Origin of the sequence: Neisseria sp. P0013.S005, from assembly GCF_051958425.1 — a bacterium.
Taxonomy (GTDB): Bacteria; Pseudomonadota; Gammaproteobacteria; order Burkholderiales; family Neisseriaceae; genus Neisseria; species Neisseria subflava.
In genome coordinates, this window is the sequence record NZ_JBQCVL010000005.1 from 32113 (window position 1) to 53821 (window position 21709).

General features: G+C 49.8%; 15 protein-coding genes and 1 pseudogene. 5 read left to right on the forward strand and 11 right to left on the reverse strand.

Annotation, left to right across the window (positions count from 1 at the left end):
• The first annotated feature begins 1 nt into the window (after position 1).
• Entirely contained in the window at positions 2-1171 is a 1170-nt protein-coding gene (locus tag ACTHTA_RS06395; RefSeq protein ID WP_308887727.1) for a glycosyltransferase, read from the forward strand.
• Positions 1172-1325: 154 nt separating this feature from the next.
• Entirely contained in the window at positions 1326-1835 is a 510-nt protein-coding gene (locus ACTHTA_RS06400; protein ID WP_070631351.1) for a cold-shock protein, read from the forward strand.
• 93 nt (positions 1836-1928) lie between these two features.
• Here the strand turns inward: ACTHTA_RS06400 and smc are convergent, their stop codons facing one another.
• The 4 genes and pseudogenes from smc to ACTHTA_RS06420 all read right to left on the reverse strand — a co-directional run bounded on the left by smc (position 1929) and on the right by ACTHTA_RS06420 (position 10375).
• On the reverse strand, positions 1929-5414 hold the full coding sequence (gene smc, locus ACTHTA_RS06405) for a chromosome segregation protein SMC (protein ID WP_440364240.1): 3486 nt from the start codon (positions 5412-5414) through the stop codon (positions 1929-1931).
• A gap of 377 nt (positions 5415-5791) precedes the next feature.
• Positions 5792-8518, reverse strand: coding sequence for an autotransporter domain-containing protein (locus ACTHTA_RS06410; RefSeq protein WP_440364241.1), 2727 nt, complete (start codon positions 8516-8518; stop codon positions 5792-5794).
• A gap of 554 nt (positions 8519-9072) precedes the next feature.
• Positions 9073-9447, reverse strand: a pseudogene (locus ACTHTA_RS06415) (AAA family ATPase); the annotation flags it as partial.
• Between the two features lie 133 nt (positions 9448-9580).
• Positions 9581-10375, reverse strand: coding sequence for a thymidylate synthase (locus ACTHTA_RS06420; RefSeq protein ID WP_440364242.1), 795 nt, complete (start codon positions 10373-10375; stop codon positions 9581-9583).
• Positions 10376-10790: 415 nt separating this feature from the next.
• Between ACTHTA_RS06420 and gdhA the strand changes: the two genes are divergently transcribed.
• Positions 10791-12125, forward strand: a complete 1335-nt coding sequence (gene gdhA / locus ACTHTA_RS06425; RefSeq protein WP_308887724.1) for an NADP-specific glutamate dehydrogenase — start codon at positions 10791-10793, stop codon at positions 12123-12125.
• 70 nt (positions 12126-12195) lie between these two features.
• Here the strand turns inward: gdhA and recG are convergent, their stop codons facing one another.
• The 3 genes from recG to grxC all read right to left on the reverse strand — a co-directional run bounded on the left by recG (position 12196) and on the right by grxC (position 15050).
• Entirely contained in the window at positions 12196-14235 is a 2040-nt protein-coding gene (gene recG, locus ACTHTA_RS06430) for an ATP-dependent DNA helicase RecG (protein ID WP_440364444.1), read from the reverse strand.
• 101 nt (positions 14236-14336) lie between these two features.
• Positions 14337-14771, reverse strand: a complete 435-nt coding sequence (gene secB, locus ACTHTA_RS06435; protein ID WP_003684095.1) for a protein-export chaperone SecB — start codon at positions 14769-14771, stop codon at positions 14337-14339.
• Positions 14772-14792: 21 nt separating this feature from the next.
• Entirely contained in the window at positions 14793-15050 is a 258-nt protein-coding gene (gene grxC, locus ACTHTA_RS06440) for a glutaredoxin 3 (RefSeq protein WP_003684090.1), read from the reverse strand.
• A gap of 237 nt (positions 15051-15287) precedes the next feature.
• Here grxC and rng point away from each other — a divergent pair, with 237 nt between their 5' ends.
• A complete protein-coding gene (gene rng, locus ACTHTA_RS06445) occupies positions 15288-16781 on the forward strand; it encodes a ribonuclease G (protein WP_308887722.1) in 1494 nt (497 codons plus the stop codon).
• A gap of 57 nt (positions 16782-16838) precedes the next feature.
• On the opposite strand, the gene ACTHTA_RS06450 is transcribed toward rng, so the two are convergent.
• The 4 genes from ACTHTA_RS06450 to ACTHTA_RS06465 all read right to left on the reverse strand — a co-directional run bounded on the left by ACTHTA_RS06450 (position 16839) and on the right by ACTHTA_RS06465 (position 20502).
• Positions 16839-17507: a DUF3108 domain-containing protein gene (locus tag ACTHTA_RS06450; RefSeq protein WP_440364443.1), complete on the reverse strand. Its 669-nt coding sequence runs from the start codon at positions 17505-17507 to the stop codon at positions 16839-16841.
• A 30-nt stretch (positions 17508-17537) separates the two neighbouring features.
• Positions 17538-18164 carry a phosphoribosylglycinamide formyltransferase gene (gene purN / locus ACTHTA_RS06455; RefSeq protein WP_070749076.1) on the reverse strand — a complete coding sequence of 209 codons (627 nt, stop codon included), beginning with the start codon at positions 18162-18164 and terminating at the stop codon, positions 17538-17540.
• 96 nt (positions 18165-18260) lie between these two features.
• On the reverse strand, positions 18261-19076 hold the full coding sequence (locus ACTHTA_RS06460) for an FKBP-type peptidyl-prolyl cis-trans isomerase (protein WP_250590313.1): 816 nt from the start codon (positions 19074-19076) through the stop codon (positions 18261-18263).
• Between the two features lie 160 nt (positions 19077-19236).
• Complete coding sequence (locus ACTHTA_RS06465) at positions 19237-20502, reverse strand: Glu/Leu/Phe/Val family dehydrogenase (RefSeq protein ID WP_063076015.1); 1266 nt, start codon at positions 20500-20502, stop codon at positions 19237-19239.
• Positions 20503-20922: 420 nt separating this feature from the next.
• Here ACTHTA_RS06465 and ACTHTA_RS06470 point away from each other — a divergent pair, with 420 nt between their 5' ends.
• On the forward strand, positions 20923-21636 hold the full coding sequence (locus ACTHTA_RS06470) for a phosphoglycolate phosphatase (protein WP_308887719.1): 714 nt from the start codon (positions 20923-20925) through the stop codon (positions 21634-21636).
• Positions 21637-21709: the final 73 nt, after the last annotated feature.

The following is a 21709-nucleotide window of genomic DNA, read 5'->3' on the forward strand; positions in this document are numbered from 1 at the left end:
CATGCATATTGTCGTTATCCCCTCTTGGTATCCTTCTTCCGAAACTGACGTGGACGGAATCTTTTTCCGCCTCCAAGCCCAAGCCCTGCAACGCGAAGGCATGAAAATCGGCATGGTCGTACCCATGTTCCGCTACTTGAGAAGCCAGCCGAAAACCATCTTCTCGCGCTTCTACGGCCTACGCCGCCATCAGCAAGGCGGACTCAACACTTACGCCTACGACAGCATGTATTTCTTCCCGCGCTGTCCGGTTGTCGATATCGACCGCATCCGCTGGGTCAACGCAGGCATGAAGGCTTTTGAAGCCTATATCGCCGACAACGGCAAACCCGACGTAATTCACGCCCATTGCGTCAACTACGCCGCCATTTTGGCCTGTGCCATCTTCAAAAAATACGGCATTCCCTATGTGATTACCGAACACAGCAGCGCCATTTCACGCGGTCTTGTCCGCAAAAACCAATGGCCGTCCATGCACGAAGCCGTGCGCCACAGCGCAGCCCGGTTCGCCGTCAGCCGTGATTTCTGCCGCATTCTCGAAAAAACCTACGCCGGTACAGACTGGCAATACCTGCCCAATATGCTGGGCGGCAATTTTGAAGAGGATTTCGAGTTCCCCGAAAAAAACAATCAAGACTTCACCTTCTGCAGCGTCTCCCACTTGCGCCACCTCAAAGGCCACGACCTGCTCCTACCTGCTTTTGCCGAAGCACTCAAAACCTATCCGCAGCTCAAACTCAAAATCGGCGGCGGCGGCGCAGAAGAAGGCCGTCTGAAACAACTGGCTAGCGACTTAGGTATCAACCACGCCGTTACCTTTACCGGCGCATTGACCACCGACCAAACCCTAGACCTCATGCGCCACAGCAACGCCTTCGTCCTCGCCAGCCGTACCGAGACCTTCGGCGTCGTCTATATCGAAGCACTGTCACAAGGTTTACCCATTATCGCAACACGCTGCGGCGGCCCCGAGTCCATCGTCACTTCCGACAACGGCCTGCTGGTGCCAATCGAAAACATCCCGGAGCTGACCAAAGCATTGCTCACCCTCTACGAAAACCATGCACAATACGAACCCGTCCGTTTGCGCCAAGATTGCCTGCAACAATTCGGCAGCCGTGCCATTGCGCAACACCTGATCGACACCTTCCAAAAAGTGCTTAATAAGTAGGCATAAACCATACATGCCGTCTGGAATCCTTCAGACGGCCTACCTGCTTCCAACAAGACAAATCTAGTGTAAAATTAAGACAATAACTAAACTTTTTGATTTAAAATCAGTCCAAAGAAAAACTGTTACCTATAATAATATCCCCACATACATTATGCGCTATTACGGAACGATTACTCGCTGGAACAACAAGCGCGGCTTCGGCGCCGCTACCATAGAAGACACAGGCCAAGAAATCTTTCTTGCCCTTGCCGCCTTCACCACCCTTACCCGCCTTCCGGCCGAAGGGCAACACATCTCCTTCAACATCACAGAAGGCCGACGCGGCCGCAAAGAAGCCGAAAACGTCTGCTTCGCCCTCGATTGCGCCGACTGCTTTGATATCCTCGTCCCGCCCCCTGAAAAACCCCTCGCCGGCAAACAAGCCATCATCGGCCTGATTGCCGTTATCTTCGTCTGCGGCATTTTCGCCACCTTGTGGTACGGCCTCCACTTTTCCGATAACACACCGGAAGAGCCGGCCATCAAAAAACAAGAAACCATGGTTCACGAAGTAGCCGCGAAAATCGAAGCGGAACGCAAAGCATGGCGTGATGCCGTCAACCGCAGCAACCAACGCTCGGGGCAGCCTCAACGCGCCAAAGATAATACTTCAAAACAATAACACTTTATCCAATACAAAAAGGCCGTCTGAAAAAATGGGAAGATGAAATTATAGATTTCTTCCTCATTCTTTCAGACGGCCTTTGTTCTTACCTCAATTCGGCTCCGCCATTTCCAACGCTTGTTTGATGTCTACGGCAACGACGCGCGAGACGCCTTTTTCCTGCATGGTTACACCGACCAGCTGCTCCGCCATTTCCATGGTTAGGCGGTTGTGGGAGATGTAGAGGAACTGGGTTTGCGCCGACATTTCTTTGACCAGGTTGCAGAAACGCGAGGTATTGGCGTCGTCCAGCGGGGCGTCGACTTCGTCCAGAAGGCAGAAGGGGGCGGGGTTGAGGCTGAACAGGGCGAACACGAGGCTCATGGCGGTGAGGGCTTTTTCGCCGCCGGAGAGGAGGTGGATGGTGCTGTTTTTCTTGCCGGGCGGGCGCGCCATGATGGACACGCCGGCGGTCAGGAGGTCGTCGCCTATCATTTTGAGGGTGGCTTCGCCGCCTCCGAACAGGGTCGGGAAGAAGGTTTGGACTTTGCCGTTGACAGCATCGAAGGTTTCTTTGAAACGCGCTTTGGTTTTGTCGTCGATTTGGGCGATGGCTTCTTCCAAAAGGGTGATGGCGGCCTGCACGTCTTCGCTCTGGCTGCGGTAGTAGCCGTCGCGTTCGCGCGCTTCTTCGAGTTCTTGCAGGGCGGCGAGGTTGACGGCGCCGAGGGCTTCGATTTGCTGGGTGAGGCTGCCGATGCTGCTGTTCAATACTTTCGGCGATTCTTTCGCCAACGCTTCGAGCGCGTCCAAATCGGCGGCGCGTTCGGTCAGGTTTTGATGGTAGCGTTTGGCGTTAATCAGGGCTTCCTGCTGCTGCAACAGGGCGGTTTGGGTGGCAGCCTGAAGCTGCGGCAGCTTGGTTTGCAGGGTTTGTACGCGGGCGTATTGCTCCCTGCCCTGCTCCTGAATCTGCGCGAGTTTTTCCTGTACGGCGATGTATTCTTCGTCCAGCGTGTGTACGGCTTCGGTCAGCTCGTCGAGCTTGATGTGCTGCTCGTCGTTTTGGAACTCGGTTTCATAGGCGAGGGCAAGCTCTTGCTGGCGTTCCTGCCAGTCTAGGGTTTGCTGCTCGAGCCGGGCGATTTGCTGCTGGTAGTTTTGTTTTTGCTGGTTGAGTTTGTGGACGGCGACTTCGGCCAGCCCGTATTGGCGGTTGGCTTCCAACAGGGCAAGCTGCGCCTGTTTCAGACGACCTTGCTGCTCTTGGCGGCTGTGCGCGGTGGTTTGCTGCTGGTGTTCGAGTTCGGCGGCGGCTTCCTGCAAAGTAACGATGTCGTCTGAAAGCCCGTCGGACGTGTGTTGCAACACGGTCTGTTCTTCCGCCAACTGCGCTAGTTCGCGCTCGATGTGTTCGCGGCGGATTTGCCCTTGGTTGGTGCGCGCCAGAAGCTCGGCGGCGCGTTGCTGCGCCTGGCTGTATTGGCGCGTGTGCTGCTGTTGCTGCTGCATCAGATTTTTGTGCTGCACTTCGGACGAGCGCACGGCGGCTTCTGCCTGTTTGAACGCGGCTTCGGCGGCGGAGAGTTCGGGGGCGAGGTTTTCCAGTTCGGACGCGATGCCGTCGAGACGGGCTTTTTGGGCAATCAGACTTTCCTGCGCTGGTTTGGCATAAAGCAGGACGCTGACTTTGTCGACCTGATGGCCTTCGGGCGTAAGCCAGATTTGGTGTGCGCCCAAATCGCTTTGATGCGCGAGGGCGTAACTCAAATCGGGCGCGCATAATACGCCGTCGAGCCAGTGGTGCAATGCCGTCTGAAACGGCGGCTGCGCTTGGATTTGGTTCAGCAATGCCTGTACGGGCAGGGATTTTTTGATGCCGCCGGAGAGGTCGTCTGAAAGCCATGCCGCCCGCCCTTGCGGCAAAGGCGCGGGCGGAACGAAACCGTGCGGTACGCTGCGGGCGTGCAGGCGTTCGGCAAGGATGACGGACAAGGCGTGCTGCCACTCGGCGGGCGCGGTGATGTGTTGCCACAGTTGCGGCGCGGCGGCGTGGTCGGTTGCTTGCCAGAAGTCGGCGGCTTCCTGCTGTTGCGACAGGATTTGCGACAACGCCTGCTGCTGCGCCTGCAAGGTGATGTGTCGCTGCTTCAGGCTTTGGAAGCGGCTTGAAGCCGTCTGAAACGCTTCGCGGGCGGCGTGTAAGGCTTCTTCGGCGGCAATGATTTGTTCTTCGTAATGCTCTTGCTGGCTTTGCAACAAGGCGGCAGCTTCCTGCGCGGCGGCGGTTTCGGCTTCGTCGGGCAGGTTCAGGGCTTGGTTTTCCTGTTTCAGACGACCTTTGCGCTCTTCGTGTTTGGCAACGGTTTGTTCGGCATGGGCAAGCTGCTGTTGCTTCAACGCCAGTTCGCGGCGGATGCGGTTCGCCTCGTCCTGCTGGGTTTGGAAGGCGGCGTTGAGCGTGGCTTGGGCTTCTTCCAATTCGGGCAGACGCTCTTCATGTTCGGCAACCTGCATCGCCCATTCCGCCAATTCGGTTTGCTTTTCTTCCGCCTGCAACTCGTTTTCTTCAAGCTGCACGCGGATTTGCTGCTGCTCCTGATGGATGCGCTGCATCTGCGCCTGCGCCGCCTGCTTGTCGCGTTCGATGCGTTGGTGCAGGTTTTGCTGATGGCGGATTTGTTCTTCCAAACGGGCAATCTGCTCGCGCAACACACCGCGTTTGTTGCTCAATTCATGCACCGCCTGCTGCTGCGACTGTTCTGCGGTCTGCAAGGCATGTACTTCGTCATTTAACGCCTGAACCTGAGCGGCGGTTTCGTCCTGCTGCGCCTGCAAAGACTGATGCTGCGCGGTCGCTTTGTCGGCGGTGGCAAGCGATTGCTGCCATTGGGCGTAATCGAGCAAATCCTGTTGTTGGTTCAACTGCGCGGTCAGGGATTTGTAGCGTTCGGCGGTTTCGGCTTGTTTCTCCAGCTTTTCCACCTGACGCGCCAACTCGTTCTGCAAATCGCCCAAGCGTTGCAAATGCTCGCGCGTGTCTTTCAGACGACCTTCCGTCTCCTTGCGGCGTTCCTTATATTTGGACACGCCCGCCGCTTCCTCGATATAGGCGCGCAACTCCTCCGGCCGCGCTTCGATGATGCGCGAAATCATCCCCTGCTCGATAACGGCATAACCGCGCGCACCCACGCCCGTACCCAGAAACAAATCGGTAATGTCGCGGCGGCGCACGGTCTGATTATTGATGAAATACGTCGATTCGCCCTGACGCGTCAGCTGCCGCTTGATGCTCACCTCGGCATACTGCCCCCACGCGCCTTGCAAACTGTGGTCGCTGTTGTCAAACACCAGTTCCACCGAAGCCCTCGGTGCAGGACGGCGCGTCGCCGCACCGTTAAAAATCACGTCCTGCATACTCTCGCCGCGAAGCTGCTTCGCCGAAGCCTCGCCCAACACCCAACGCACCGCATCAATCACATTCGACTTGCCGCAGCCGTTCGGCCCGATAACCGCAACAAGCTGCCCCGGCACATGAATCGTGGTCGGGTCGGTAAAAGATTTGAAGCCGGAGAGTTTGATGTGGGTCAGGCGCATGAGATAAGGACGGGAAAAAAATAAAGTGGGATTTTATACTAAAACAGTAGAAGAAACCGACAATTCAATCATGGAAGTATTATGCCTGTAAAACGAAATTACGCTCTAGCTTACGAAGTGCATGCTTAGTACGCTTTGCATTTTGATTTTTGCATCTTGAGTTTATTTAATGCATAAATATTATATTCTTATTTTATTGATGAGAGATATGAAGATGGAAATTTAAAAATCAAAAATGAAAAAACCTGAGTCCAGTTTTCACTGGATTCAGGTTTTAATGTCATCTGGAAAGATATAGTTTGAAGATTATCTGCGTAGAACGTCGTTGACGAAACCGTTGCAGATTGTTTCAAATAAGTATCAATTCCATGAGTTAATCAGAATTTAACGCCCAAATGAAGACCTGCACCTCGTTGGCGACCGCCGTAAACCTGCAAGGCCGTATTCAATTGTTTACCGCCCAATTGGTAATTTACTCCTGCTTCACCCAAAGTGGTCCCTCCTTTCATAGTCGGACTAGGTAAGGATAAGCCTTGATATTGAGCACGTACATGACCATTCCATTCTCGTTCATGAGCTAAACCAAAATGCAATTTTGTTTTGGCTAACTGATGGTTATATTGCACACCAATACGGCCTCTTTGAGAACGAACTGAAGAAAAATGATATGTTTCACCTGAATTCAACTTAGCTTTATCACTAGATGTATGGGAGTCAAAGTATTTAATATAAGTGTCTAATGAATTTAGACTGCCTAGCTGCCAAATCTTACCTGCACCGATATGGCCCGCTATGTAATTGGATTTACTGTCATAGTTGACCTGGTTGCCATTAGCATGCACGAAATCGTTACTGCGGTAGTCTCCTGAAACACGACCGGCACGAAGGCTGCCTTGCATATACAAGCCATTGTTCCACAAATAATTCCCAAATGTATTTGCACCTAAGTACCAAGCCTTACCTTTACCTCTGGTGCCGTCGTCCAAATGTGATGTATAACGAGTATAACCGTATTCAGCAGCAATACCATATGTTAGATTACCCAAGCCTAAAGGTTTATTCCATGCATAACCTGCATCAAATGTCATACCTTTCAGTTTTACATGACTGCCTGTCGTTACTTCACGGTTATCGGCACGGACATTGGCAAAGCCGTTAGAGCCGATATTTGCTTTGTTTTTATCTACATTGGTATTTTGATAGAATGATTCCAAACCGCCTTCCAAAAGGTAAGCTGAACCACCATTAATCAACGCTGGCGCAACCAAACGACCTTGCAACAAAGATTTAGTTTTTGGGTTTACATTAGCAGATGGCATTGTGGTGTCAGTATTGTTGGAGGCATTGTTCTTATTCCCTGTACCAGTATTATTCACAGAGCCATTGTTGTTAGCTGGAACGTTTATGCTGTCCTTAATGTTATTTTTTTGGAATACTAAATCTAGGTTTTTTGACTGATCATCCACTCTAATATCTGCCAAATCATGAGTCAGAGTAACGCCTTGATATACCTTTCCTTGCCCTTTCCATGCGATTTCCCTGGTGGGATCTACCTGTATCAAATGTACAATATCTCCTGCTTTCAAAGCAGTATCTCCCGGCACATAGCTGTTAACGGTAGCATTACCCAAATCTATAACTGAATCAAAATCCCCTTCAATACCTAACAGTTTCAATGCGATATCTTGATTACGGGTATTGTTGGGCAGATAAAAATTGTAGGTATTGAAATATCCAACTTTACCAGCAGATATGCTGTTCATTTCTATCGGTTCGTTGATGTTACCCAAATTTAACGTATTACCGGCACTTTTATTACTGCTGACACCACCATAGAGCACACCGGAAACTTCGCCTCTGCCCAAAAGCGTAACGATATTATTATTAGCTTCTTCTGTTGCCCCCCCTCCTGAGAGGTTGGCAATCTTGAAATCTCTATTAAGCAGAACTTTATTGCCATTTGCACGTGTGACTGCCACCCCTCCGACAAGCTTATCTCTCACTGTCGCATTACGGCCGAGCATGACAGTATTGTTGTTTGCCTCGCTCTCCAAGCCAGCTTGACCGCCTATAACCTCATCAGCAGTCAGGTTTGCACCTATCGTTACCAAATTTTCAGAAACATTGCTGCCATTCCAAGCATCACCGCCACGTATCCTATTAATATTTGCATCTTTACCGATTCTGAGTTCATTTTTGTTTACAATAGCTTTTTCTGTGCCACTACCCGCAACAACATTAAATATTCTGCTACGGTCTCCGATAGTCACGCGGTTTTCGTTTTCTGTATTATCAGGGATGACACTGGACTCTTTGCCTGAACTACCACCTAATACTTGTCCGGCATAAAAATCATCTCCGATACGAACAACATTGGAGTTAGTGACAACAGGAACATAATTAGTTTGATGTCCTGCGCTGCCGCCTGTAACAATTCCACCACGGACCAACTCTTCATCGGGAAGTTTCGGACCTACCCTGACATTGTTACCGATTAAGACTTCGTTGAAGGAAGATAGCATCCCATCCGAACCGCCAGAGACACTTCCTGTTACAACCGAATTATCTCCAATATGAACACTGTTGCTGGAGGAATCTATTTCAATATTTTTGCGGCTGGCCTCATCTGTCTTTACGCCACTAGCAGAACCACCTTCAACAAAACCATTTATTATTGCATTAGCTCCAATACGCACAGCATTGAAAATAGCACTGGATTCGCTCGATGAACCGCCCAAAACAAATCCATTATCTTTTTCCGTACCAATTTGGACATTATTTCCTATCACCACTTCATTATGATTAGTTTCTTTTTTAGTCGATCTTCCACCACGAATAGCGCCCGAAACATGTGCGCTGTGTGCAACATTGACACGATTATTATTAGCCGAGCCTTTGTGGGCACTGCCACCAGTAACGGAGCCATCTACTTTCTGACCTAATCCCACTGATACAGAGCAACCGTCGGCATTTTCATTGCTAAAAAAGCTTCTATCACATCCATAAATCGATGCTGCCTGGGTATATATCGGAAACATACCTGCCAACATACAAGTAAGAGTAGTTAATGCTGTACTCAATTGATGATTATTATTTTTTGTCATAATCGAGCTAGTTTTTCAAGTAAGAGTAGTTAATGCTGTACTCAATTGATGATTATTATTTTTTGTCATAATCGAGCTAGTTTTTTTAATACGCATGTTTTGTTCCTTTAGAAATCGATGGCAAATGTGAAAAATACGACTTAAATAAAAAATTACTGCGTTACCGTAAGCCTAAGGGGAAAGATCTCTGAAATATCCACAGCAAATTGATTACCACCTTAATAATAAATCTTTGTGCTATACCAAAGCGTATCGCTTTGCTATTTTTATTTCAAATTACTAGTTTATCATAATAAGTTTATAACAATTTATCAAGCAGTGTAATTTTTTAGATTATCGGTACATTTATTATCTTCAGTGGTTTTTAGAAGTATTCTTTAACTACAACAAATCCTGCTTTCTTTGAAAATTCTATGGAAATCTACTGCTTACACTTCACTTAAAATTCAAAGAGTTATACAATCTTATGATATTTGTAGCGTTGCCTCATTTTGACTAAGTTTCAAAGCAATGATATTATTATTGATTAATTTTGTACTACTTTGTTTCTATACGCGGCAGCGCACGGTCTGATTGTTGATGAAATAAGTCGATTCGCCCTGACGCGTCAGTTGCCGCTTGATGCTCACCTCGGCATACTGCCCCCACGCACCCTGCAAACTGTGGTCGCTGTTGTCAAACACCAGCTCCACCGAAGCCCTCGGTGCAGGACGGCGCGTTGCCGCACCATTAAAAATCACGTCCTGCATACTCTCGCCGCGAAGCTGCTTCGCCGAAGCCTCGCCCAACACCCAGCGCACCGCGTCAATCACATTCGACTTGCAGCAGCCGTTCGGCCCAATAACCGCAACAAGCTGCCCCGGAACATGAATCGTGGTCGGGTCGGTAAAAGATTTGAAGCCGGAGAGTTTGATGTGAGTAAGACTCATGGCAATGTTTCGAATCGGAAAAGAAGGCGTATTTTAACGGAAATACGCTTATCCGTTGAGAGAAAATCTGACAACTCAAATCAAATAAAAAGGCCGTCTGAAGTTTCAGACGGCCTTTTATTTTTAATTTGAATTACACCGATACGGCTGCTTTGATGTGCGGATGCGGATCATAGCCTTCCAACTCGAAGTCTTCAAATTTGAAGGCAAATAAGTCTTTGACTTCAGGGTTGATTTTCATGGTCGGCAGGCTTCGGAAATCGCGGCTTAATTGCAGTTGAGCCTGCTCGATATGGTTGCTGTACAAATGCGCATCGCCAAACGTATAGATAAACTCACCGGCTTCCAAGCCGCATACTTGCGCCATCATCATGGTCAACAATGCGTAGCTGGCGATGTTAAACGGTACGCCAAGGAAAATATCGGCGCTGCGTTGGTAAAGCTGGCAGGACAGTTTGCCGTTGGCAACGTAAAACTGAAACAGCGCGTGGCAAGGCGGCAAGGCCATTTCGTCGACCAAAGCCGGATTCCATGCCGATACAATCAGGCGGCGCGAGTCGGGGTTTTTCTTGATTTGTTCCACCACATTGGCAATTTGGTCGATATGGCGGCCGTCAGGTGCAGGCCAGCTGCGCCATTGGTAGCCGTAAACCGGGCCCAAATCGCCGTTTTCGTCCGCCCATTCGTCCCAAATGGAAACGTTGTTGTCTTTCAGGTATTTGATATTGGTATCGCCTTTGAGAAACCAAAGCAGCTCATGAATAATCGAGCGCAGATGCAGTTTTTTGGTAGTCAACAGCGGAAAGCCTTCACTCAAATCAAAACGCATTTGGTAACCGAACACGGAACGCGTGCCGGTGCCGGTACGGTCGGATTTATCGATACCATTGTCGAGAACATGGCGCATAAGGTCGTGATAGGCTTTCATGTGTTTCCTTAATGTATGTGTTGTGGGAATTTCGTGTGTATTGTACCGAATTTTCAGACGGCCTGCCTCTCTGTCTTCAATGAGGCAATCTTCCCTATATTCGCGTAGTACACTCATTAACAATTTTGACAATTCCGCACTAATTTACATAAATTTTTGAGCTGAATTAAATTTTTACAAAAAAATTTTTCAGTATTCTCCAATTTAAATGATTAGAATTTTATTTTTTATAAAATCTATTTTACAAAATATATTTGAATATTTTTAGTTAAATTTAAAATATAATTCCATTTTTACAAATTAGTGAAAAAATAATGTCAACAATCTAGGCAAAATTTTTCTTGGCAAGTAAAATTTTTACGGCTATATTTCAAAACATAAATATTGAAATATCTCACTCAATAGGAGTAGAAAAATGACCGACCTGAACACTCTATTTACCAATCTCAAACAACGCAACCCCAACCAAGAACCCTTTCATCAAGCCGTTGAAGAAGTGTTTATGAGTTTGGATCCGTTTTTGGCGAAAAACCCGAAATACACCCAACAAAGCCTGCTTGAGCGCATTGTTGAGCCGGAGCGCGTGATTATGTTCCGCGTCACTTGGATGGACGACAAAGGCCAAGTCCAAGTCAACCGCGGCTACCGCATCCAAATGAATTCCGCCATCGGCCCTTACAAAGGCGGCTTGCGCTTCCACCCTACCGTCGATTTGGGCGTGTTGAAATTCCTCGCTTTTGAACAAGTCTTCAAAAACGCGCTGACCACCCTGCCTATGGGCGGCGGTAAAGGCGGTTCCGACTTTGATCCTAAAGGCAAATCCGATGCCGAAGTAATGCGCTTCTGCCAAGCCTTTATGACCGAACTCTACCGCCACATCGGCGCCGACACCGACGTTCCTGCCGGCGACATCGGCGTAGGCGGCCGCGAAATCGGCTATCTGTTCGGCCAATACAAAAAAATCCGCAACGAATTTGCTTCCGTCCTGACCGGCAAAGGCCTCGAATGGGGCGGCAGCCTGATTCGCCCTGAAGCCACCGGCTACGGCTGCGTGTATTTTGCCCAAGCCATGTTGGAAACCCACAACGACAGCATCGAAGGCAAACGCGTGTTGATTTCCGGCTCCGGCAACGTGGCGCAATACGCTGCCGAAAAAGCCATCCAACTGGGTGCAAAAGTATTGACTGTTTCCGACTCCAACGGCTTTGTCCTCTTCCCTGACAGCGGTATGACCGAAGCGCAACTGGCCGATTTGATCGAGCTGAAAGAAGTACGCCGCGAACGCGTGGCCACTTACGCCAAAGAACAAGGCCTGCAATACTTTGAAAACCAAAAACCGTGGAACATCGCGGCCGAAGTCGCCCTGCCTTGCGCCACCCAAAACGAATTGGACGCAGACGCTGCCAAAATCCTGCTGGCCAACGGTTGCTATGTGGTTGCCGAAGGTGCGAACATGCCGTCAACTTTGGGCGCAGTCGAACAATTTATCAAAGCCGGCATCCTCTACGCTCCGGGTAAAGCCTCCAACGCCGGCGGCGTAGCGACTTCAGGTTTGGAAATGAGTCAAAACGCCATCCGCTTGTCTTGGACACGCGAAGAAGTGGACAGCCGCCTGTTTGACATCATGCACAGCATCCATGAGTCCTGCCTGAAATACGGCAAAGTCGGCGACAAAGTGAACTACGTCAATGGTGCGAACATTGCCGGTTTCGTCAAAGTTGCCGATGCCATGTTGGCGCAAGGTTTCTAAAAGCTGCATCAACGCAAATCATAAGGCCGTCTGAAATATTTCAGACGGCCTTTTTCTTTTCATGCAAATTTTATACGCCTAAATAACCTTCCCTGCTGGAAAGCCATCTTGCCAGATGCGCTTCGACGATTTCGGGGTTTTGTTCAATCAGCATCGGGGCGATTTCACGTGCTTGTTCCAAGAGGTGCAGGTCTTCTTCGAGGTTGGCGAAGCGCAGCATGGGGACGCCGCTTTGGCGCGCGCCGAGAAATTCGCCGGGGCCGCGGATGTTGAGATCTTGGCGGGCGATTTCGAAGCCGTCGGTGTGTTCGTAGATGACTTTCAGCCGCGCTTTGGCGAGTTCGCTCAAGGGTTCGGCAAACAGAAGGACGCACACGCTTTCTGCCGCGCCGCGCCCTACCCGTCCGCGTAATTGGTGCAGCTGCGCCAAGCCCATGCGCTCGGCGTGTTCAATCACCATCAGGGCGGCGTTGGGCACATCTACGCCGACTTCGATGACGGTGGTGGCGACCAAGACGTTCAGACGGCCTGCGGCAAACTGAGCCATGACTTCGGCTTTTTCGGCGGCCTTCATGCGCCCGTGTACCAAGCCGATGTTGAGTTCGGGCAATGCCGCCTGAAGCTGCTCGAGGGTTTCGGTAGCGGTTTGCAGTTGCAGGGTTTCGCTTTCTTCAATCAGCGGACAGACCCAGTATGCCTGCTGCCCTTTGCGGCAGATGTTGAGGACGAAGCCTTCGACTTCGGCGCGGCGGACGTTGTTGACGAGGCGGGTTTTAATCGGGGTGCGCCCGGGCGGCAATTCGTCGATAACGGATACGTCCAAGTCGGCGAAGAAACTCATGGCGAGCGTGCGTGGGATGGGCGTGGCGGACATCATCAGCTGGTGGACGTCGCGCCCTTTATTTTTGAGGGCGAGGCGTTGGGCGACGCCGAAGCGGTGTTGTTCGTCCACAATCACCAAGCCCAGATTTTGGAACTCGACGTCGTCTGAAAACAGGGCGTGCGTGCCGACGGCGATTTTGACGGTGCCGTCGGCGAGTTTGGCTTTGGCTTCGTCTTTGGCTTTTTTGCGCTGGCTGCCGGAAAGCCAGACGACTTCGAGTCCTAACGGCTCAAGCCATTGTTTGAACTTGATGAAATGCTGTTCGGCAAGGATTTCGGTCGGCGCCATCACAGCCGCCTGCGCTCCGGATTCAATGGCGGTCAAAGCAGACAAGGCAGCCACAATGGTTTTGCCGCTGCCGACATCGCCTTGCAGCAGTCGGTGCATGGGATGGGTTTGCACCATATCGCGGCAGATTTCGGAAACAACTTTTTCTTGCGCATCGGTCAGGGCAAACGGCAAGGCGTGGCGCAGTGCATTAGTCAACGTACCGTCGCCGCCCAATGCCGCCGCCGTACCGCTGACACGCTTCTGCCGCGCCAGCCGCATGGACAACTGTTGCGCCAAAAGTTCGTCGAATTTGAGCCGCTGCCATGCAGGAAGCGCGCCATCGGAAAGCTGGTGGATGGTGAAACTCGGTGGCGGCGAATGCAAAAGGCGCAGGCTTTCGGCGAGGTGCGGCAGTTTCAGACGACCCAATAAGGCATCGGGCAGCGTGTCATGCAGCGGCGTAACGTCCAACGCCGTCTGAATGATGCGGCGCAAAGTGGGCTGGTTCAAGCCGTTTACGGTCGGATAAATCGGCGTGAGGTTTTCCGCCAAACCGCTGCTCTCGGCATCGCGGATTTTGGGATGAATCATCTCGTCGCCGTAAAACCCGTGTTTGATTTCGCCCACGGCGCGGATGCGTTTGCCGGCCGCCATCTGTTTCTGATGGCTGGCGTAAAAGTGGATAAAGCGCAGAAAAAGGACGCTGCCGGAACCGTCGGCGATTTGGACAATCAGCTGCTTGCGCGGTTTGAACGTTACTTCCTGATGGATGACTTCGCCCTCGACCTGACACGGCACGCCGATCGGCGCATCCTTAATCGGCATGATGTGCGTCTCATCCTCGTAACGCAACGGCAGGTGCAACACCAAATCCCATGCGGTATGGATGTTGAGTTTGTCGAGTTTCTTGGCGGAAACATCGGTAATTTTGAGCTGTTTTTGGGTTTCGGGCGTCATCTTAAAAGGCAGCTGATTGAAAGTTTGCTGTATTTTATCCGAAAACAAAAAGGCCGTCTGAACGTAATGTTTCAGACGGCCTTAATTTAGGTATAACGCGATTAAGCGTTAGCTCCCTGTTGTTCTTCGTAGATTGCTTCGAAGTTGATCGGAGCAAGCAGTACAGGTGGGAAGCCGGCGCGGGTTACGCTGTTGGAAATGGCTTCGCGTGCGTAAGGGAACAGGATGTTTGGACAAGCAACGCCCAGCAGCAGTTGTACGTCTTCTTCAGGAATGTTTTCCAGACGGAAGATGCCGCTTTGGGTTACTTCGTTCAAGAACATGGTGCGCTCTTCGTTCAGTTTGGCAGTCACGGTCACGGTAACGTCAACGCTGTAGAAGCCGTCTTCCAGTTTGGTGCTGCCGGTAGAAACGCGCATATCCACTTCAGGCTCGCCTTGTTCCAAGAAGATTTGTGGTGCGTGAGGCACTTCCAAAGACAAGTCTTTTACATACAGACGCTCAACGCTGAATACGGGTTGCAATTCTTCGCTCATTTTATTTTCCTAAGTTAAGGGTTAAGGATTCAGTAATTCGTCCAACTTGCCTTCCTGCTGCAAGCGGTACAAATCGGTAAAGCCACCGACATGGGTGTCGCCGATAAAAATCTGCGGCACGCTGCGCTGGCCGGAAAGCTGCTGCATTTCGGCAAAAACTTCCGGATTGCCGTCGATGCGGATTTCGTTGATTTCTTTCACACCCACCGCCTGCAACAGCCTTTTCGCCATGGTGCAGTACGGGCAATATGGACCGGTATAAACAGTAACGGTTTGCATGATTTCTTCCAAAATACCAATGTTCATGACTATATGGGCATAGGTGCTATTTTACAAGTATTCCCGCCGTACGGTCGTAAAAAACATTCAGACGGCCTCTTGGCCATAAACATTTGTGCAGATGCGGAAAAACCATAATTAAAGTATGATAAGCGCTTTCGCAGAATGACTTTTGCCATTTGTTTTGTGGAGAAGAACACATCGCAAAAGTTTTTCTATTCAAAATCAGGTATCCCCATGCTTTCAGGAATTCCCATCCCCAAGGACGCCGTGCGTCCATCCGAAACCGTCCTCGTCAATATTACGCCGCAAGAAACGCGTGTAGCCGTTTTAGAAGAGAACAATATCTGCGAACTGCACATCGAGCGCAACAGCGGCCACAGCTTGGTCGGCAATATTTATTTGGGCGTTGTCAAACGCGTCCTTCCCGGCATGCAAAGCGCATTCATCGATATCGGCTTGGAACGTGCCGCGTTTTTACATATCGTCGATGTCCTCGAACAACGCCGCAATCCGGACGAAACCCAACGCATCGAACACATGCTCTTTGAAGGCCAGTCCGTCTTGGTTCAGGTCATCAAAGACCCCATCAATACCAAAGGTGCGCGCCTGTCCACCCAAATCTCACTGGCCGGCCGTTTCCTCGTCCATCTTCCGCAAGAAGACCACATCGGCATTTCTCAACGCATTGAAGACGATGCCGAACGCAGCAGTTTGAGGGAGCGCCTCAACAACCTGCTGCCCGAAAATGCCTGCCACGGCTACATCATCCGCACCAACGCTGAAAACGCCTCCGATGCCCAACTGCAATCAGACATCAACTACCTGACCAAAGTGTGGGAACACATTCAAAAACAAGCGAAAATCCAACCACCTGAAACCCTGCTCTATCAAGATTTGCCTTTGAGCCTACGCGTTTTGCGAGATATGTTCAGCCTCGATACGCACAAAATCCTGGTCGATTCCACCGAAAACCACCGCCGCATGACCCAGTTTGCCGAACAATACGTTCAAGGTGCATTGGGCAAAATCGAGCTGTTCAAAGGCGAACGCCCCTTATTTGAAACCCACAACATCGAGCAGGAAATCGCCCGCGCCCTGCAACCGCGCGTCAACCTCAACTTCGGCAGCTACCTCATCATCGAGTCCACCGAAGCCATGACCACCATTGATGTCAACACCGGCGGCTTTGTCGGCGCGCGCAATTTTGATGAAACCATCTTCCGCACCAACCTCGAAGCCTGCCACACCATTGCCCGCGAGCTTCGCCTGCGCAATCTCGGCGGCATCATCATCATCGACTTCATCGATATGGCGCAGGAAGTCCACCGTGAAGCCGTCCTGCAAGAACTTGCCAAGGCACTCAGTTTCGACCGCACCCGCGTCACCCTCAACGGCTTTACCAGTCTTGGCCTTGTCGAACTGACCCGTAAACGCTCGCGTGAAAACTTAAACCAAATCCTCTGTGAACCCTGCCCTTCCTGCCAAGGTCGGGGCCGTCTGAAAACGCCACAAACCGTGTGCTACGAAATCCAACGCGAAATCGTCCGCGAAGCGCGCCGCTACGATGTCCAAGCCTTCCGTATTTTAGCCGCTCCGAATGTCATCGACTTGTTCCTAGACGAAGAATCGCAATCGCTGGCAATGTTGATAGACTTTATCGGCAAGCCGATTTCGCTGGCAGTAGAAACCGCCTACACGCAGGAACAATACGATATTGTGTTACTGTAAAGATAAAAGGCCGTCTGAAAACTTTTCAGACGGCCTTCTTGTTTGAGCAAATAAAGATTACGGTTTCACTACTTTACCGTTGATTTTAACAGAGGTCAGTTTCAGGTTGTAGGTTTTGCCGTCATCGGTATAGCTGATTTGCGCAGGGATATTGTCGATATCGGAAGCAAAAGAGTAAGTAACGGTATCATCGCCACGGCGGACGCGATATTTGCTCACAGGCGTTGTACCACCGTTCAGTTTATAGCTTTCGCTACCGATTTTGTTCATGCTGCCGACGGTGTACAGTTTTTTACCGTTGGTAATTTTCAAACCTGACGGCAGGCGCACGTCATTGGCGGCCAGTTGCCATGCCAAAGTGAACAAGTCCATGGCCGGGCCGGATTTTTCGGTTTTCAAATCACCGGCTTTGCCATAAGTGATATTGCCGCTGGAGAATTTGGCCTCGGCATACACTTTGCCGCCGCGTACATCTTTGTAGTAAGACGGATGCAAGGTCGTGCCGTTGATGCTGCCGCCGGATTCAAAGCGGATATTGTAAAGCGGTACTTTAATGGTAGAGACGATTTTGTATTGGTTGCCGCTACGTGTGAAGGTCATGGTCGCAGGAATACCGTAGCTGCCTGAGTATTGCAAAACGGCAGATTGCGGCAATTCAGCGGCTTGTGCGCCGATAGAGGCAGTGAGCAGGGAAAGTGTCAGCAGGGTTGTTTTAATCGGATTCATGATGTTTTCCTTGTGTGTATGGTGTTTTAATTAAGCCAACAGGCTTTGACCGGCGGCATTGCGTTGTGCATTCAAAACGCGGTTGCCTTCGATTTTCAGACGGCCTGCAACAAAGTCGGCAACGGCTTGCGGGAAAAGCTGGTGTTCAACCGTCAGCACGCGTGCGGCAACATCGTCAGCGGTATCGCCGTCCAAAATAGGAACAATGCCTTGTGAAATAATTGGGCCGCAATCCAGCTCGGGCGTCACGAAATGGATGGTGCAGCCTGCCACTCGGCAACCTGCTTCCAATGCGCGTTCGTGGGTATGCAAACCGGTGAAAGAAGGCAGGATGGACGGATGGATGTTTATCAGGCGGTTTTCATAATGTGCGCAGAATTCCGGAGTCAAAATACGCATAAAGCCCGCCAATACAACCAAATCCGGCTGATAGGCATCGATTTTTTCCATCATGGCCTGATCAAATGCCAGACGCGAGTCGAAGTTTTTATGGTTCAAACTGTCGGTGGCAATACCGCGCTCTGCCGCCCATGCCAATCCGGCTGCGGTTTCGCTGTTGCTCAATACGGCTGCAATGTTAGCATCAGGAATATTGGCATTCACAATCGCCTGCATATTGCTGCCGCGTCCGGAAATAAGGATGACGATATTTTTCATCATAATTCCTTGCTTGTTTGGAACAAAGGCCGTCTGAAACGGAATTTTTCAGACGGCCTTTTATCCGTTGTTTAAGGGCGTAAGCCTTGATTCGGATTATTGAACTTTTTGTACGTCAACTTGTACAGGTTGTTGTGCAGCGGCATCAGGCGCGCCGACTTTAACCAGTTTCACGTCGAATACCAAAGTAGCGTTCGGGCCGATTTTATCGCCGGCACCAACTTCACGATATGCCAATTTGGCAGGGATGTAGAATGTTGCTTCGCCGCCTTCTTTCAAGAGCTGGATACCTTCAGTCCAACCTGGAATCACTTGGCTTACAGGGAAGCTTACAGGTTCGCCGCTGTTTTTGCTGCTGTCAAATACAGTACCATCAATCAGACGGCCTTCGTATTCAACGGTAACGATGTCGTCTTTAGTCGGTTTTTTGCCTTCGCCTTCTTTGATGATTTTGTATTGCAGACCGGAAGCGCTGGTTTTCACGCCTTCTTTAGTCGCGTTTTCTTTCAAGAACGCTTCGCCTTTTTCCAAGTTTACTTTGGCATCTTCAGCACGTTTGGCAGTGGCTTTTTCTTGTTGCTCTTGCAGGAATTTCATCATCACTTCCTGAGCTTGGGCTTCAGTCATTTTGACTTCTTTACCTTCAAACATGGCTTCCATGGCTTCGGTGAAGACTTTCAAATCGATTTCCGTACCTTGGTCTTTCATTTGTTTCAATGAACGGCCGATGTCCACACCCATCGCGTAGCTGGCTTGTTGGGCAGTAGAACCGATGGCAGAAGCATCTGCAGCCGCATTTGAAGCTGCGGAAGCAGCAGGGGCGTCTTTAGCGGCAGTGTCTTTTTGGTTGCAAGCAGTCAGTGCCAACAAAGCAGACAAAGCCAATGCGCTGAATTTGAAAGTTTTGTTCATGATTATGTCTTTTCCGGAAAGGTCAAAAAAGGGGATTATAGCTGAGTTTGAATGAAATGGAATCAAGGTGGATTAAAATTTGTAAAGGCTCTTATCAAAAACATTAAGGCCGTCTGAAAACAGGTTTCAGACGGCCTACTCTTAGCTATCGGTCAAATGATTAATACCAGCCGCGCAGTTTCATTGCTTTTTCAACACGACGGATACTCATCATGTAGGAAGCTGTACGCAGATCGACATCGTATTCTTGAGCCAAGTTCCAAATATCGCGGAACGCACGGCGTAGGACAACGGTTTCTTTCTCTTGAACTTCATCAAACTCCCAGTAGTAGCCTTGCAGGTTTTGTACCCATTCGAAATAGGATACAACCACGCCGCCGCAGTTTGCCAAAATATCAGGAACAACCAATACGCCGTTTTGACGCAGGATAACGTCTGCCTCTGGAGTAGTCGGACCGTTTGCGCCTTCAACCACGATTTTCGCGCGGACTTTACCGGCGTTTTCAGAAGTCAGTTGGTTTTCCAGAGCGCAAGGGGCGAGTACGTCCACTTCCAGAGCCAAAAGTTCGGCATTGCTGATTTCTTTGCCGTAGCCGGCTTCGTTGGTGATGAAACCTTTGGTTTGGAATTCTTTGATGATTGCTTCCATATCCAAGCCGTTTTCGTTGTAGATGGCAACGTCAACAGTAGATACGGCAACGATTTTCGCACCGGCTTTGTGTGCATAGTAACCGGTGTGGTAGCCCACGTTACCGAAACCTTGAATAGCGTAAGTAGCACCCTTCACGTCTTTGCCCAGTTTTTCCAAAGCTTGGACGGCGGCGAAGTTTACGCCGTAACCGGTAGCTTCGGTACGCGCCAAGGAGCCGCCAAACTCAACCGGTTTGCCGGTAAACACGCCTGGTGCAGAATGTTTCACTATGTTTTCATAGGCATCAACCATCCAAGACATGATTTTGCCGTTGGTGTTCACGTCAGGGGCAGGAATATCGATTTTCTCGCCGATCAGCGGAGAAATAGCTTCGGAATAAGCGCGGGCGATACGTTCCAATTCCGCTTCAGAATAGTTACGCGGATCCAAAGTAATACCGCCTTTACCGCCGCCATAAGGAATACCTGCCACGCAGCATTTGATGGTCATCCAGATAGACAGGGCTTTAACCTCGTCCATATTCACATTGGGATGGAAACGCACGCCGCCTTTGTAAGGGCCGACGGCATTATTGTGTTGTGAACGGTAGCCGGTGAAGTTTTCTACTGTACCGTTGTCGAGTTTGACAGGGAAGTTGACTTCCAAAACACGTTGCGGCTTTTTCAAGATTTCAAATACTGCTGGATCGGCATTCAGACGGTCGCAGGCAGTTTTCACTTGTTTTTGCGCAATTTCAAACGGATTCAGCGTTTCTTTTACAGCAGATGCGGACATGTATTTTTCCTTTTCATACATATGATTAGACGAGAGCCATACCCGTTACTATATACAAAAACGGACAAAAATGTAATAGCATGTAGTCGATAAAAAGCAAATCTATTCATTTATATATGAATTTAGTTTGAGGCCGTCTGAAAATATCGGCACACTAGCCGGAAATTTTTCAGACGGCCTAGTATAAATGCTCATCAAATCATTCAAAAACACACACAAACCCTTTGTTTTTTAATGCCTACCAAACCACCCTTTTTGTTGACAAAATTCTTGCCATATTACAAACAGGTTGACAGACTTACACCAGCAAAAATTGTTAACAATTTAACCAAATATCCCTTAAAGAATCAGCAAAACATCGGCAAATCAGGCAAATAATGTTAGAATAACCGCTTAAATAATATGACAGAAAGTTACTCAATGACCACTGCTGCTTTAGAACACGTTCAAGCCGTTGCTTTTGATTTGGACGGTACCTTATGTGATTCCGTTCCTGATTTGGCCGCAGCAGCCCAAGCCATGTGCGCACACTTGGATTTACCTGTTTTACCTACCCAAACGGTTGAAATTTATGTCGGCGACGGCATCAGCAAGTTGGTTCATCGCGTCATTACCAATGATCGTGAAAAAGAAGCCGATCATGAAATCTGGGAAAAAGGTTTTGTGTTCTTTATGCAATATTATCGCGAGCACTTGAGCGACTTTACCCGCCCCTACCCTGAAACCGAAGCCGGCCTCGGCCTGCTCAAGTCCTTGGGTATTCCTCTGGTTGTCATTACCAACAAAAATGAAATTCTGGCTGCCGAGTTGCTGAAACAGCTTAATCTCGATGGCTACTTCAGCCTGGTTCTTGGCGGCGACAGCCTGACCGAGAAAAAACCCAGTCCATTGCCACTTCAACATGCGGCCGAAGTTTTGGGCATCGACGTTGCCAATATGCTGATGGTGGGCGACTCTAAAAATGACATTATTGCCGCCAAAGCGGCCGGTTGCTTCAGCGTCGGCGTAACATTCGGCTACGGCGACATGACCTTGCTCTCTCAAGACAAAGCGACCAAACCTGATTTGTTGATTCGCGCCCTGCCTGAAATCTACGAAAATCTGCAACCGCAAAAAAACAAAGACGAAGAATAATTCGGCTTTATTTTCAGACGGCCTTTTCGGTGCTTTCACCCAATCAGGCCGTCTTAAATGTAATTCAATGTAG

What these genes read in the sequence shown, in the direction of transcription:
- grxC (WP_003684090.1), bottom strand. Translation starts at nt 15,050, where the DNA reads ATGCAAACCGTTACTGTTTATACCGGTCCATATTGCCCGTACTGCACC.
- gdhA (WP_308887724.1), top strand. Translation starts at nt 10,791, where the DNA reads ATGACCGACCTGAACACTCTATTTACCAATCTCAAACAACGCAACCCC.
- secB (WP_003684095.1), bottom strand. Translation starts at nt 14,771, where the DNA reads ATGAGCGAAGAATTGCAACCCGTATTCAGCGTTGAGCGTCTGTATGTA.
- ACTHTA_RS06450 (WP_440364443.1), bottom strand. Translation starts at nt 17,507, where the DNA reads ATGAATCCGATTAAAACAACCCTGCTGACACTTTCCCTGCTCACTGCC.
- smc (WP_440364240.1), bottom strand. Translation starts at nt 5,414, where the DNA reads ATGCGCCTGACCCACATCAAACTCTCCGGCTTCAAATCTTTTACCGAC.
- ACTHTA_RS06465 (WP_063076015.1), bottom strand. Translation starts at nt 20,502, where the DNA reads ATGTCCGCATCTGCTGTAAAAGAAACGCTGAATCCGTTTGAAATTGCG.
- ACTHTA_RS06420 (WP_440364242.1), bottom strand. Translation starts at nt 10,375, where the DNA reads ATGAAAGCCTATCACGACCTTATGCGCCATGTTCTCGACAATGGTATC.
- ACTHTA_RS06460 (WP_250590313.1), bottom strand. Translation starts at nt 19,076, where the DNA reads ATGAACAAAACTTTCAAATTCAGCGCATTGGCTTTGTCTGCTTTGTTG.
- ACTHTA_RS06395 (WP_308887727.1), top strand. Translation starts at nt 2, where the DNA reads ATGCATATTGTCGTTATCCCCTCTTGGTATCCTTCTTCCGAAACTGAC.
- purN (WP_070749076.1), bottom strand. Translation starts at nt 18,164, where the DNA reads ATGAAAAATATCGTCATCCTTATTTCCGGACGCGGCAGCAATATGCAG.
- ACTHTA_RS06470 (WP_308887719.1), top strand. Translation starts at nt 20,923, where the DNA reads ATGACCACTGCTGCTTTAGAACACGTTCAAGCCGTTGCTTTTGATTTG.
- rng (WP_308887722.1), top strand. Translation starts at nt 15,288, where the DNA reads ATGCTTTCAGGAATTCCCATCCCCAAGGACGCCGTGCGTCCATCCGAA.
- recG (WP_440364444.1), bottom strand. Translation starts at nt 14,235, where the DNA reads ATGACGCCCGAAACCCAAAAACAGCTCAAAATTACCGATGTTTCCGCC.
- ACTHTA_RS06410 (WP_440364241.1), bottom strand. Translation starts at nt 8,518, where the DNA reads ATGACAAAAAATAATAATCATCAATTGAGTACAGCATTAACTACTCTT.
- ACTHTA_RS06400 (WP_070631351.1), top strand. Translation starts at nt 1,326, where the DNA reads ATGCGCTATTACGGAACGATTACTCGCTGGAACAACAAGCGCGGCTTC.